The 12209-nt window shown below is 58.4% G+C and carries 14 protein-coding genes and 1 pseudogene; 3 read left to right on the top strand and 12 right to left on the bottom strand.

The annotated features are described in order from the left end of the window. Window positions 1–97: 97 nt before the first annotated feature. The 6 genes from ACYZTR_RS00205 to ACYZTR_RS00180 form a co-directional block, all read right to left on the bottom strand. Window positions 98–838, bottom strand: coding sequence for a hypothetical protein (locus tag ACYZTR_RS00205; protein ID WP_461975457.1), 741 nt, complete (start codon window positions 836–838; stop codon window positions 98–100). 71 nt (window positions 839–909) lie between these two features. Then, window positions 910–1290, bottom strand: coding sequence for a RidA family protein (locus tag ACYZTR_RS00200; protein ID WP_003229509.1), 381 nt, complete (start codon window positions 1288–1290; stop codon window positions 910–912). A gap of 24 nt (window positions 1291–1314) precedes the next feature. Beyond that, on the bottom strand, window positions 1315–3420 hold the full coding sequence (spoT, locus tag ACYZTR_RS00195; protein ID WP_461975456.1) for a bifunctional GTP diphosphokinase/guanosine-3',5'-bis pyrophosphate 3'-pyrophosphohydrolase: 2106 nt from the start codon (window positions 3418–3420) through the stop codon (window positions 1315–1317). A gap of 56 nt (window positions 3421–3476) precedes the next feature. Further along, window positions 3477–3740, bottom strand: a complete 264-nt coding sequence (rpoZ, locus tag ACYZTR_RS00190; RefSeq protein WP_007894670.1) for a DNA-directed RNA polymerase subunit omega — start codon at window positions 3738–3740, stop codon at window positions 3477–3479. 167 nt (window positions 3741–3907) lie between these two features. Beyond that, window positions 3908–4528, bottom strand: a complete 621-nt coding sequence (gene gmk / locus ACYZTR_RS00185) for a guanylate kinase (RefSeq protein WP_461975454.1) — start codon at window positions 4526–4528, stop codon at window positions 3908–3910. 12 nt (window positions 4529–4540) lie between these two features. Further along, window positions 4541–5404 (bottom strand): YicC/YloC family endoribonuclease, encoded by an 864-nt coding sequence (locus ACYZTR_RS00180; protein WP_461975452.1) that lies wholly within the window; start codon window positions 5402–5404, stop codon window positions 4541–4543. Between the two features lie 272 nt (window positions 5405–5676). Here ACYZTR_RS00180 and rph point away from each other — a divergent pair, with 272 nt between their 5' ends. Beyond that, a complete protein-coding gene (gene rph, locus ACYZTR_RS00175; protein WP_461975450.1) occupies window positions 5677–6399 on the top strand; it encodes a ribonuclease PH in 723 nt (240 codons plus the stop codon). Window positions 6400–6427: 28 nt separating this feature from the next. After that, complete coding sequence (locus ACYZTR_RS00170; RefSeq protein ID WP_461975448.1) at window positions 6428–6796, top strand: DUF4870 domain-containing protein; 369 nt, start codon at window positions 6428–6430, stop codon at window positions 6794–6796. Window positions 6797–6904: 108 nt separating this feature from the next. Here ACYZTR_RS00170 and ACYZTR_RS00165 read toward each other — a convergent pair whose 3' ends face one another. Beyond that, window positions 6905–7684 (bottom strand): exodeoxyribonuclease III, encoded by a 780-nt coding sequence (locus ACYZTR_RS00165; protein WP_007934608.1) that lies wholly within the window; start codon window positions 7682–7684, stop codon window positions 6905–6907. Window positions 7685–7766: 82 nt separating this feature from the next. Here ACYZTR_RS00165 and pyrE point away from each other — a divergent pair, with 82 nt between their 5' ends. Continuing rightward, the gene (gene pyrE / locus ACYZTR_RS00160) at window positions 7767–8411 is read left to right on the top strand and encodes an orotate phosphoribosyltransferase (RefSeq protein ID WP_461975446.1); all 645 of its coding nucleotides are present in this window, start codon (window positions 7767–7769) and stop codon (window positions 8409–8411) included. Between the two features lie 74 nt (window positions 8412–8485). On the opposite strand, the gene ACYZTR_RS00155 is transcribed toward pyrE, so the two are convergent. The 5 genes and pseudogenes from ACYZTR_RS00155 to ACYZTR_RS00135 all read right to left on the bottom strand — a co-directional run. Next, window positions 8486–8869 carry a hypothetical protein gene (locus ACYZTR_RS00155; RefSeq protein WP_461975444.1) on the bottom strand — a complete coding sequence of 128 codons (384 nt, stop codon included), beginning with the start codon at window positions 8867–8869 and terminating at the stop codon, window positions 8486–8488. Next, window positions 8856–9428 carry a hypothetical protein gene (locus tag ACYZTR_RS00150; RefSeq protein WP_461975442.1) on the bottom strand — a complete coding sequence of 191 codons (573 nt, stop codon included), beginning with the start codon at window positions 9426–9428 and terminating at the stop codon, window positions 8856–8858. Before ACYZTR_RS00150 ends, ACYZTR_RS00155 begins: the two co-directional genes overlap by 14 nt. 16 nt (window positions 9429–9444) lie before the next feature. Beyond that, complete coding sequence (locus tag ACYZTR_RS00145) at window positions 9445–9657, bottom strand: hypothetical protein (protein ID WP_054048452.1); 213 nt, start codon at window positions 9655–9657, stop codon at window positions 9445–9447. A 189-nt stretch (window positions 9658–9846) separates the two neighbouring features. After that, on the bottom strand, window positions 9847–10752 hold the full coding sequence (argB, locus tag ACYZTR_RS00140; RefSeq protein ID WP_214379802.1) for an acetylglutamate kinase: 906 nt from the start codon (window positions 10750–10752) through the stop codon (window positions 9847–9849). A 39-nt stretch (window positions 10753–10791) separates the two neighbouring features. Beyond that, a pseudogene (locus ACYZTR_RS00135) lies at window positions 10792–12195 on the bottom strand (phosphomannomutase/phosphoglucomutase); the annotation flags it as partial. Between the last annotated feature and the right edge of the window lie 14 nt (window positions 12196–12209).

The raw sequence follows: 12209 nt of genomic DNA, 5'->3' as shown, positions 1-12209 counted from the left end.
AGGCGTCATAACTTCCAACATCTATGTTGTCTGTTACATCGCCTTCGCGGGCAAGCCTCGCTCCTACAATTGGATTTCTGTTGGCCTTAAGGCCGGGTTACTGCTTTTCCAGTAACCACTTGCGCTCACCCGGTGTGAACGAAGGCATCTCGTCTGCCTGAGCCGTGTTTACGGCCTGGAGGATCTCCAGTTCTTTGCCCTTGCGCGCAAAGATCCAGGTGTTGCCCTGGCCATTCACTTGCAGCCACATGTTGTCGTTACCACTGCTCATCGAAGCGCAATCACCGGCCAGACACAAGGCATAGCGATCCGCACCCGGCAGGCCGGCAACTTGGCCGTCAGCCTGGAATTGCACGGTATTGCCTTCACCGGGACCGCTGACGACTTTCCAGCTGCCGCCCATGTAGGCCGAATACAGCGCGCGCTCGAAGCTGGCGCCGATGGGTGCGCCGTCTGGCACCTGAACCTGAGCGCGGTCGAAGATTTGCTCCGGCTCGTTGTCGTTGGCGGCCTGGCTCAGTTGCTTGCCGTCACGCTTCAGCTCGCTGGCGGAGCTGCCATAAAAGTCGATTTTCCAGGCCCCGGACTCTTCGCCCAGCAGCTTGCCGTCGACGTTTTCAAAACCATTGGTGTAGCGGGCCTGACTGGCCTTGGTGTTGACGTCCCATTCCAGGTTCGGACCATAGGCCTGGAGCGCTTCGCGCAGGGGGCCGCCTTTGGATGCAGCATCGATCGCCGACTGATTGATCCAGGTGCCGCTGATATCACGGTCGGCAGGGTCGCTGGCACAACCGCTCAACAATAAGGCGAGCAGTGAGAGAACTAGCGCTTTGCGCATGGTGGAATCCTTTCAAAACGCTTTCTATACGTACGGCAGCGGCGCAGCCGTGAAGGGCTGCGCCGGACGCATTACTCGATGACCAGAATGGCATCCATTTCAACCTGCGAACCCTTTGGCAGGGCCGCAACGCCGATGGCGGCGCGGGCAGGATAAGGCTGGTCAAAGTACTTGCCCATGATCTCGTTGACCTTGGCGAAGTGGCTCAGGTCGGTGAGGAAGATGTTCAGTTTGACGATGTCCTTGAACGAACCACCAGCGGCTTCGGCGACGGCTTTGAGGTTCTCGAACACCTGGACGGTCTGGGCTTCGAAGCCTTCAACCAGTTCCATGGTTTTTGGGTCCAGAGGAATTTGACCCGACATGTAAACGGTGTTGCCAGCCTTGATCGCCTGGGAGTAAGTACCGATGGCAGCCGGGGCCTTGTCGCTGGTGATAACTGTTTTGGTCATGAATGACTCCTTGTAATGAGTGGCTTACGCACGCATGCGGGTGATGCGAATCACCCCGGTCAGGGCGCGCAGTTTCTTGATCACGCGGGCCAGGTGCACGCGGTCGTGCACGCTGACCACCAGTTGAACCACGCTGATGCGACCATCGCGTTCGTCCATGCTGATTTTTTCGATATTGCCGTCGGCCGCGTTGACGCTGCTGGCCAGCAGAGCGATCAGGCCGCGCTGGTGTTCCAGTTCGACGCGCAGCTCGACATTGAATTCGCCCGTGACATCCTTGGCCCACGAGAGCTGGATGCATTTTTCCGGGTTGTGGCGGATTTCGCTGATGTTGCGGCAGTTGTCCAAGTGCACGACCATGCCTTTGCCCGCGGACAGGTGGCCGACAATCGGGTCGCCCGGAATCGGTGTGCAGCACTTCGCGTAACTGAGCACCAGACCTTCGGTGCCACGAATCGCCAGCGGGCCTTCCGCGCTTGGCAGCTGCTCGCCTTCACCCAGCAGTCGACGGGCCACCACGTAAGCCATGCGATTGCCCAGGCCGATGTCTTCGAGCAAGTCTTCGATCAGTTCGAGACGGTACTCGGTGAGCATCGCTTTGACGCGCTCGGCCGCGACTTTCTCCAGCGAACTGTCGAAGCCATTCAGCACTTTGTTCAGCAAGCGTTCGCCGAGGCTGATGGATTCGGAGCGGCGTTGCAGTTTCAGTGCATGGCGGATGTGGGTCCGTGCCTTACCGGTGACCACGAAGTTGAGCCACGCCGGGTTCGGCCGCGCGCCGGGGGCGCTGACGATCTCGACCGTGGAGCCGCTTTGCAGCGGTTCGGACAGCGGTGCGAGACGACGATTGATCCTACAAGCAATGCAGCTGTTGCCCACGTCGGTGTGCACCGCGTACGCGAAGTCGACCGCCGTGGAGCCTTTAGGCAGCTCCATGATCCGGCCTTTGGGTGTGAACACATAGACCTCGTCCGGGAACAGGTCAATCTTCACGCTCTCGATGAATTCCAGCGAGTTGCCGGCCCGTTGCTGCATCTCCAGCACGCCTTTGACCCACTGGCGGGCGCGGGCGTGAGTGCCTTTTGGCTGCTCGTCGTCGCTGGATTTGTACAGCCAATGGGCGGCGATGCCGTTGTTGGCCATCTCTTCCATTTCACGGGTGCGGATCTGGATCTCGATCGGTACACCATGCATGCCGAACAGTGTGGTGTGCAGCGACTGGTAGCCGTTCGCCTTGGGGATCGCGATGTAATCCTTGAAGCGCCCCGGCAGTGGTTTATATAAGTTATGCACAGCACCCAGCACGCGGTAGCAGGTATCGACCTTGTCGACGATGATCCGGAACGCATAGACGTCCATGATCTCGTTGAAGGCCCGACGCTTGCCGCGCATTTTCTTGTAGATGCCGTAGAGGTGTTTCTGACGACCGCTGACCTCGCCCTGAATGCCGTCGATGGCCAGGCAGTGGCTGAGTGATTCTTCGATCTTGTTGACGATTTCCTTGCGGTTGCCCCGGGCGCGTTTGACCGCCTGGTTGATCCGTGCGGAGCGCATCGGGTGCATCGCCTTGAAGCCGAGGTCTTCGAATTCTATGCGGATGGCGTGCATGCCCAGCCGGTTGGCAATGGGCGCATAGATTTCCAGGGTTTCCTTGGCAATCCGTCGGCGTTTTTCGCCGGACAGGACTTCCAGCGTCCGCATGTTGTGCAGGCGGTCGGCGAGCTTGACCAGGATCACGCGAATGTCGCGGGCCATGGCCATGGCCATTTTCTGGAAGTTTTCGGCCTGGGCTTCGGCTTTGGTCTCGAAGTTCATCTGGGTCAGTTTGCTGACCCCGTCGACCAGTTCGGCCACGGTTTCGCCGAACTGCGCTTGCAGCGCTTCCTTGGCAATACCGGTGTCTTCGATCACGTCATGCAGCATCGCAGCCATCAGGCTCTGATGGTCCATGTGCATGTCGGCAAGAATATTCGCAACCGCGAGTGGGTGCGTGACGTACGCCTCGCCGCTACGGCGGCGTTGGCCATCGTGGGCTTGTTCGGCGTAGAAGTACGCTCGGCGGACCAGGTTGACCTGGTCCTTGCCGAGGTAGGTCGATAAGCGATCGGCGAGGGCGTCTATGCTCGGCATGATGAATCCTGCCGTTCGCTGTGACCCCGCGCCGTGCTACGTCGACCAGGCATGGCTTAGACGGCCTCGTTGGACTCGTCCTCGAACGCTGCGAACAGCGGTTCGTCTTCGACGATTTCAGCGTTGGCGATGAACTCGTAGCTCATCAGGCCTTCAGCGATTTCACGCAAGGCTACAACGGTAGGCTTGTCGTTTTCCCACTGGACCAGTGGCTCTTTGCCGCCGGTGGCCAGTTGACGGGCACGCTTGGTAGACAGCATGACCAGCTCAAAGCGGTTTTCCACGTGGTTTAGGCAATCTTCAACGGTTACGCGGGCCATGGTATTCCTCGGAGCGAATGCAATATGCGCGCTGCCCGGTTGGGCGAGCGGACTCGACAGTTTAAAAAATCACCAGCGATTAGGGAAGCGCTGATTTTTTGACCAAGCCCTTCAACGCGCTGCAAGTGCCAATGTAAAGCCCTTGCAGCGGTTTTGGGAAGCGCTGTTTAGCCGAGCAATTCAGCCAAAAGTTTTCCGTTACGCTGCTGCTGACGCTTCTGATGCAGCTGATTGGCACGGAAAATCGCCTGCAAATCCTTCAGTGCGTGGGCGAAATCGTCATTGATGATCAGGTAGTCGTAATCGACGTAGTGACTCATCTCGCTGACGGCTTCACGCATCCGGCCTTCGATGACCTCGTCGCTGTCCTGGCCGCGATTGGTCAGGCGCTGGTGCAAGGCCTGCAGGGACGGCGGCAGAATGAAGATCGAACGGGCCTGGGGCATCAACTTGCGCACTTGCTCTGCACCCTGCCAGTCGATTTCCAGAATCAGGTCATGGCCTTCGTCCAGGGTCTGCTGCAGGTGGCTTTGCGAAGTGCCGTAGAGATTGCCGAACACTTCGGCGCGCTCGAGGAAATCCCCATGTTCAATCATCTTCACGAACTCTTCGCGCGACACGAAGTTGTAGTTCACGCCGCTCACTTCACCGGGACGCATGGCGCGGGTGGTATGGGAGACGGAGACGCGGATCTCTTGATTAGCGTCGGTCAGGGCCTTGACCAGGCTGCTCTTGCCCGCGCCCGAAGGTGCGGAAATGATGTACAGGGTGCCGGTGCTGTGGGTCATGTCGGGTTTGCCTTACTCAATGTTCTGCACTTGTTCGCGCATCTGCTCGATCAACACCTTGAGGTTGACCGCCGCCTGGGTGCTGCGCGGGTCGAAGGCTTTGGAGCCCAGTGTGTTGGCTTCGCGGTTGAGCTCCTGCATCAGGAAGTCCAGGCGCCGACCGGCAGCGCCACCGGATTTGAGCACCCGGCGAACTTCGATGATGTGAGTGCTCAGGCGATCCAGTTCTTCGGCGACGTCACTCTTTTGCGCGAGCATCACCATTTCCTGCTCCAGTCGCTGCGGGTCCATCTCGGCCTTCATGTCGGCAAAGCGATCGAGGACTTTCTGGCGCTGGGTGGCGAGCATCTGCGGGACCCGTTCACGCAGGGTCACCACGTCCTCTTCAATAGAGGTCAGGCGATCATTGATCAACCGTGCCAGCTCCGCGCCTTCGCGCTCGCGGCCGGCCTTGAGTTCTTTCAGACCTTCGTTGAACAGCGCCAGTGCTTCGGCATTCAAGGCTTGCGGGTCGGTCGCATCGCCCACCAGCACGCCGGGCCAGGCCAGGACTTCCAGCGGGTTCAGCGCGGCCGGATTCTTGATCAGGCCGGCGATGGTCTCGGCGGCAGCGATCAGTTGTGCGGCGCGCTCGCGGTCCACTTGCAGTGGTTTGTCGGTGTTTTCTTCGGTGAAGCGCAGGGTGCATTCGAGCTTGCCCCGGGAGATTCCCTGGCGCAGGGCTTCGCGGACCGTGCCTTCGAGGTCGCGAAAGGACTCCGGCAGACGCAAGTGCGGCTCCAGGTAGCGGCTGTTGACCGAGCGCAGTTCCCAGCTAAGGGTGCCTTGGACGCCGGCTTTTTCGACGCGGGCGAAGGCGGTCATGCTGTGCACCATGGAGGTACCTCGCAATGCAGGTTCATGCGTTGCCCAAAGGTTTCGCAGGCCTGATCTATATGAATTTAAGCCGAGAGGCAGCAAAGGCGCAGGATTGTAGCGCAGTGGGGGCGGATGCGCCCAAACACACGGTGTGACAAAGGCCTGCAGCCCGTCGGTAGAGTGCTGGTCAGAGCCTTCAGTCGTCGGGGGATTTTTTTAGAAGTGCCCACTCACGGCCCTGCGGCTCTATAATGCTCCGCAGTTTTCCGTCCCCCGTACAGGTACTCCCTATGAAACGTCCAAGTGGTCGCGCTGCCGATCAGCTCCGCTCGATCCGCATTACCCGCAACTACACCAAACACGCCGAGGGATCTGTACTGGTCGAGTTCGGTGATACCAAAGTCATCTGCACCGTCAGCGTCGAGAACGGCGTGCCGCGGTTCCTCAAAGGTCAGGGCCAAGGCTGGTTGACCGCTGAATACGGCATGCTGCCGCGCGCCACTGGCGAGCGTAACCAGCGTGAAGCGAGCCGCGGCAAGCAAGGCGGCCGTACCCTGGAAATCCAGCGTCTGATCGGCCGTTCCCTGCGTGCTTCGCTGGACATGTCCAAGCTGGGCGACGTCACCTTGTACGTCGACTGCGACGTGATCCAGGCTGACGGCGGCACCCGCACTGCGTCCATCACCGGTGCGATGGTTGCACTGGTCGACGCGTTGAAAGTGATCAAGAAGCGCGGCGGCCTGAAAGGCGGCGACCCGTTGAAGCAAATGATCGCTGCCGTATCGGTGGGCATGTATCAGGGCGAGCCTGTGCTCGATCTCGATTACCTGGAAGACTCCGCTGCCGAGACTGACCTGAACGTGGTGATGACCAGTACTGGCGGCTTCATCGAAGTTCAGGGCACTGCCGAAGGCGCACCGTTCCAGCCGGAAGAGCTGAACGCGATGCTGGAACTGGCGAAGAAAGGCATGACCGAAATCTTCGAACTGCAAACGGCTGCACTGGCCGACTGATCGGACCGCTCCAGGCAAGGAGGACGTTATGAGTGACGAGCAACAGCTGCTTCCCACCCCGAGCAAAGAGGTTCGGCAGTGGGCGATGTTTTGTCACCTCTCGGCGTTTCTCGGCGTCTGGTTGCCGTTTGGTCACCTGATTGGGCCGTTGATACTCTGGCAGTGGAAGCGTGAAACCGATCCTTTCATCGACGCCCAAGGCAAGGAAGCGCTGAACTTTCAGATCACCGTGGCCCTGGTCTCGTGTATCTGTTACCTGCTTATGCTGGTGTTGATCGGTTTTGCGCTGCTGCCGCTAGTACTAATCGGGGCGATGGTGCTGTCCATCATTGCCGGGCTCAAGTCCAATGAAGGGGTGCCTTATCGCTATCCCTTCACTTGGCGGTTGGTGAAATAAGCAGCATCACCAATCCCCTGTGAGAGCAAGCTCGCTCCCACAGGTTTTTTCAGCGCGCACAAAAAAGCCGACACTGAAGTCGGCTTTTTTGTGTCTGCGAAAAGACGCTTAGATAGTCAGCGTCCAGTCGTAGTCCACGATCAGCGGCGCGTGCTGCGAGAACCGTGGCTGGCGAGGCAAACGCGCGCTACGTACGAAGCGGCGTAGACCCGGTGTCAGCAACTGATAGTCGAAACGCCAACCGAGGTTGAGCATTTCAGCCTGTTCGTTATCCGGCCACCAGCTGTACTGGTCACCTTCACGGCTGACTTCGCGCAGGGCATCGACATAGCCCATGTTGCCGACAATCTCGTCCATCCAGGCACGTTCAGGTGCCAGGAAACCCGGGGATTGCTGGCTGTCGCGCCAGTTCTTGATATCCAGCTTCTGTTGCGCCACGTACAGCGAGCCACAGTAAATGTACTCGCGACGTTTGCGTCGCTGTTTATCCAGATAACGGGCGAAATCGTCCATTAGCTTGAACTTCTGGTTCAAGTCTTCATCGCCATTCTGCCCCGAAGGGAGCAGCAAGGTCGCGATGCTGACCTTGTCGAAATCGGCTTGCAGGTAGCGCCCGTAGCGGTCGGCTGTCTCGAACCCGAGACCGCTGATGACTGCCTTCGGTTGCAGCCGCGAATACAAAGCCACGCCACCTTGGGCGGGAACTTCGGCTTCGCAGGCATAAAGGAAGTAGCCATCCAGTTGGAAGGCTGGATCGTCCAGTTCAAAGGCGGAGGCGCGGGTGTCCTGCAGGCAGATGACGTCGGCATTCTGTGCTTGCAGCCAACTGAGCAAACCTCGCTCCACTGCAGCCTGAATACCATTGACGTTCACACTGATGATCCGCATAAATGGCCCCAAAAATCGCGTGCGTGTATGATACACGGCGTCAACCTAATTAGCTAAATCCGTGGTATTTGGGGTTTTTTTCATGCAAGCGTATCAGCGCGATTTCATTCGTTTTGCCATCGATCGCGGCGTTTTGCGCTTCGGCGAGTTCACCCTGAAGTCCGGGCGCACCAGTCCTTACTTCTTTAATGCCGGCCTGTTCAACTCCGGTTCGGCCCTTGCGCAGCTGGGTCGTTTCTACGCGGCAGCCATCGTCGAGAGCGGTATTTCGTTCGATGTATTGTTTGGCCCCGCGTACAAAGGCATCCCTTTGGCGGCGACCACCGCAGTGGCCCTGGCTGAACATCACGACCGTGATCTGCCATGGTGCTTCAACCGCAAGGAAGCCAAGGCCCACGGCGAAGGCGGCAGCCTGGTCGGCGCACCGTTGACCGGCGACGTGCTGATCATCGACGACGTGATCACCGCAGGCACGGCGATCCGTGAGGTGATGCAGATCATCGCGTCCCAGGACGGCGCCAAGGCTGCGGGCGTGCTCATCGCCCTGAACCGTCAGGAGCGTGGCAATGGCGAGTTGTCGGCCATCCAGGAAGTGGAGCGTGATTTCGGTATTCCGGTGGTCAGCATTGTTTCGTTGAACCAGGTGCTGGAATTCCTGGCGGATGATCCGCAGCTCAAGCAGCATTTGCCAGCTGTTGAAGCCTATCGGGCTCAGTTCGGCGTCTGAGGCACGAACCAAGGAGCGCAGGCAAAAAAAGACCCCGCCCAGCCAGGCTGAGCGGGGTCTTTTGTTTTATGTCGTCAGCGCAGTCTTCGCCATTTATCTATCAGTTTTAGTGCCAATCCCAAGTTGAACAGCGCAAACACCAGCAGCGCCAGATCGACTAACACGTAAAGCGTGCGATCCACATCAAAATCCCACAGATCCAGCGTACTGCTTCCCATGATCCTCACGGCGGCAGGGAAGTTGACGTAAAACAGCGCCATGAAGGCTGTCGTCAGTGGAAGGGTGCAGCCGAACAAAACGTTCACTACGGTTTTCCGGCTACGTTTTCTGGCGAGCGGACCTGGCTGTTTTTCATCCAGTTCCAACGCTTCATGCAGCCTCGGCCATGCCAGGTTGAACATAAAGGTGGTCAGGGTCAGCAGCAAGCCGCTGACCGCGACGATGTCACTGAACGGCATTGGTCCCCAGCGTTGTGCACAGCAGGTCGTGGGAATCCTCGCTGATTTCGAACTGCCCGGCGCTGCCCTTGCGTTTGGTGATGGGTTTGAACGTGGGCTCGTTTTGAGTGATCAGCATGTTCAACTCATCACGGATGACATCAGAGCTGATGACCACCAGATAAACCGTCTGCGCATGCTCCGCTGACTCGATCACCGCTCGCATGCTGTGTTGAAGGATCTCATCCAACTGATTACGAAAGCGTGAAACCGTGTTTTTCAGCAGGGTTTTGCTTTGGCTCTGGGTCAGCTGGAAAATCGTCGATATCTGCGATTCGGTCGGCAAGGTCTGCCCGAAGTAGCTTTGAATCAAATACAGCAAGCGATCCTGCTTGGCCTCATCCGCTCTGCTGGGCATGCCTCCTTCGACCAGCATTTTCAAGTATTCGGTCAGACTCGCCTTGGCTATTCGCTGTAGGGCGTGAGCGATTTCGTGGTCGGAAATCCTCAATGTCTTTTTGACCGGCTCCTTTTGCTCCTGTTCGAAAGCCTGGGCGTCGATAGTGAACGAGATCTGCATGGTTCGCCCCCCGTGATCACTTGCCGGACTTCTTCGGGTAAGGATCTTCTTCTGCGTCCCCTTGGCCCGTGAGGATTTTCCAGCCGTTTTTTAGGTGCACTGAATCCAGGCGCTGCGGACAAGGAGGCAAGGATTTTTTCGATTGGTTGGAGTATTCGTAGCCGCAGTCGGCGCATTCGTAGGTGCCTGCGGATACGTCGCTTCCATTGGGTGCGTAAACTTTTTGCATGGTGAGATCTCCTGTGGGTACAGGGAAGATCCTATGCAGATTGATTCCTTTACGATGTCAGACGTTTCGCTGAGTCAGGTAAGGCATTTCCTGCGCACAAAAAAAGATCGCAGACTTCGTCAGCTCCTACGGAATATTCGTACATCCGTGGGTGCTGCCGAAGGGTTGCGATCTTTTGACGTTCTGGAATCAGTGACGCTTGCGATTGCTGATCAAAGTACCCACACCCGTATCGGTGAAGATCTCAAGCAGAATTGCATTCGGCACCCGACCATCGATGATCAACGAACTGCCCACACCACCCTGAACCGCTTCCAGCGCGCAACGGATCTTCGGCAGCATGCCTCCGTAGATCGTGCCGTCGGCGATCAAGTCGTCGACCTGTTGGGTGGTCAGGCCGGTCAGGACCGTGCCTTGCTTGTCCATCAGGCCGGCGATGTTGGTCAGCAGCATCAGCTTTTCAGCTTTCAGCGCTTCGGCAACTTTACCGGCCACCAGGTCGGCGTTGATGTTGTACGACTCGCCGTTGGCGCCGACGCCGATTGGCGCGATCACCGGAATGAAATCGCCTTTGACCAGCAAGTTCAGCAGGTCGGTGTTGATCCCGACCACTTCGCCGACCTGGCCGATGTCGATGATTTCCGGTTGGGTCATCTCCGGCGTCTGGCGGGTCACGGTGAGTTTCTTCGCACGAATCAGCTCGGCGTCTTTACCGGTCAGGCCGATGGCGCTGCCGCCGTGACGGTTGATCAGGTTGACGATGTCCTTGTTCACCTGGCCGCCGAGGACCATTTCCACCACATCCATGGTTTGCGCATCAGTCACGCGCATGCCATCGATGAAATGGCTCTCGATCGACAGACGCTTGAGCAGGTCGCCGATTTGCGGGCCGCCGCCGTGAACCACCACCGGGTTAATGCCGACAGCTTTCATCAGCACAATGTCGCGGGCGAAGCCGGTTTTCAGCTCCTCGCTTTCCATCGCGTTGCCGCCGTATTTGATCACCAGCGTCTTGCCGACGTAGCGGCGAATGTAAGGCAGCGCTTCGGACAGGACCTTGGCGGTGTTGGCGGCGGCTTCGCGTTCGAGGGTCATTCAGGGCTCCGGCACTTCAAATAAGGGCGCTTCAGAAGGTCAAAACGGTAGTTGGAGATCAGGTGCAACACGCTTCAGTTGGACGTGGAAAACATCCTTGATGCGCTGCAATTCAGCCTCGTCATCGGCCTCGAAGCGCAGCACCAGCACCGGTGTGGTGTTGGACGCGCGCACCAGGCCCCAGCCTTTGGCGTAGTCGACTCGCACGCCGTCAATGGTGGTCAGGTTGGCGCCTTCGCCCCATTTCGCGTCGTGCAGTGCATCAATGATGCTGAATTTGCTCTCTTCGGTCACATGGATATTGATTTCCGGCGTAGAAATATCGTTCGGGAAGGTCGCAAACAGCTCTTCCGCAGTGGATTTTTCTTTGCTGAGGATCTCCAGCAGACGCGCGGCGCTGTAAATGCCGTCGTCGAAACCGAACCAGCGCTCCTTGAAGAAGATGTGCCCGCTCATCTCGCCAGCCAGCAGAGCGCCGGTTTGTTTCATTTTCTTTTTGATCAACGAGTGACCGGTCTTCCACATTAGCGGACGGCCGCCGTATTCCTTGATCAGCGGCGTCAGGCGACGGGTGCATTTGACGTCGAAGATGATCTCCGCGTCAGCGTTGCGCGCCAGTACGTCACGGGCGAATAGCATCAGCAGGCGGTCCGGGAAGACGATGCTGCCGGTGTTCGTCACCACGCCGACGCGGTCGCCATCGCCGTCGAAAGCCAGGCCGAGGTCAGCGTTGGTTTCCTTGACCTTGGCGATCAGGTCCACGAGGTTTTCAGGCTTGCCCGGGTCCGGGTGGTGATTCGGGAAGTTGCCGTCGACGTCGCAGAACAGCGGGATGACTTCGCAGTTCAGCGCTTCGATCAACTGGGGGGCGATCACGCCGGCCGCACCGTTACCGCAATCGACGACCACTTTGAGGCGACGAGCCAGTTTGATGTCCTGGACGATTTCGGTGTTGTAGCGGTCGAGTATTTCGACCTTGGTGATGCTGCCCTTGCCGCTGCTCAGGTTGTTGGTCTTGAGGCGTTCGTGCAGGGCCTGGATCTGTTCGTTGGCCAGGGTGTCGCCAGCGATGACGATCTTGAAGCCGTTGTAATTCGACGGGTTGTGGCTTCCTGTGAGCATCACGCCGGATTTGCCTTCCAGCACGTTGGCGGCGTAGTACAGCGCAGGTGTTGGCACCAGGCCGACGTCGCTGACGTGGCAACCGCTGTCGGCGAGGCCTTTGATCAGTTGCTCCACCAATTCGGGGCCGGAGAGGCGACCGTCACGGCCAACGGAAACGTTCGGTTCGTCCTGGGCCAGGCTCTGGGAGCCGATGGCGCGACCTAGCCAATAAGCGGTTTCAGCGTTCAAGAATTCCGGGACGGTGCCGCGAATGTCGTAGGCCCGGAAGATGCTGTCGGGGAACTTGGGTGCGACTTGGGCTGGGCTGCTCATTACTGGTAATGCTCCATCTC

It is taken from the genome of Pseudomonas sp. Hz4 (assembly GCF_054898165.1).
The sequence above is the reverse complement of the archived record's forward strand: the minus strand, read 5'-3'. Positions and strand labels throughout refer to the sequence as shown.

Excerpts from the sequence above, each read along its gene's own strand:
- ACYZTR_RS00205 (WP_461975457.1), bottom strand. The coding sequence starts at position 838 with ATGCGCAAAGCGCTAGTTCTCTCACTGCTCGCCTTATTGTTGAGCGGT.
- ACYZTR_RS00200 (WP_003229509.1), bottom strand. The coding sequence starts at position 1,290 with ATGACCAAAACAGTTATCACCAGCGACAAGGCCCCGGCTGCCATCGGT.
- spoT (WP_461975456.1), bottom strand. The coding sequence starts at position 3,420 with ATGCCGAGCATAGACGCCCTCGCCGATCGCTTATCGACCTACCTCGGC.
- rpoZ (WP_007894670.1), bottom strand. The coding sequence starts at position 3,740 with ATGGCCCGCGTAACCGTTGAAGATTGCCTAAACCACGTGGAAAACCGC.
- gmk (WP_461975454.1), bottom strand. The coding sequence starts at position 4,528 with ATGACCCACAGCACCGGCACCCTGTACATCATTTCCGCACCTTCGGGC.
- ACYZTR_RS00180 (WP_461975452.1), bottom strand. The coding sequence starts at position 5,404 with ATGGTGCACAGCATGACCGCCTTCGCCCGCGTCGAAAAAGCCGGCGTC.
- rph (WP_461975450.1), top strand. The coding sequence starts at position 5,677 with ATGAAACGTCCAAGTGGTCGCGCTGCCGATCAGCTCCGCTCGATCCGC.
- ACYZTR_RS00170 (WP_461975448.1), top strand. The coding sequence starts at position 6,428 with ATGAGTGACGAGCAACAGCTGCTTCCCACCCCGAGCAAAGAGGTTCGG.
- ACYZTR_RS00165 (WP_007934608.1), bottom strand. The coding sequence starts at position 7,684 with ATGCGGATCATCAGTGTGAACGTCAATGGTATTCAGGCTGCAGTGGAG.
- pyrE (WP_461975446.1), top strand. The coding sequence starts at position 7,767 with ATGCAAGCGTATCAGCGCGATTTCATTCGTTTTGCCATCGATCGCGGC.
- ACYZTR_RS00155 (WP_461975444.1), bottom strand. The coding sequence starts at position 8,869 with ATGCCGTTCAGTGACATCGTCGCGGTCAGCGGCTTGCTGCTGACCCTG.
- ACYZTR_RS00150 (WP_461975442.1), bottom strand. The coding sequence starts at position 9,428 with ATGCAGATCTCGTTCACTATCGACGCCCAGGCTTTCGAACAGGAGCAA.
- ACYZTR_RS00145 (WP_054048452.1), bottom strand. The coding sequence starts at position 9,657 with ATGCAAAAAGTTTACGCACCCAATGGAAGCGACGTATCCGCAGGCACC.
- argB (WP_214379802.1), bottom strand. The coding sequence starts at position 10,752 with ATGACCCTCGAACGCGAAGCCGCCGCCAACACCGCCAAGGTCCTGTCC.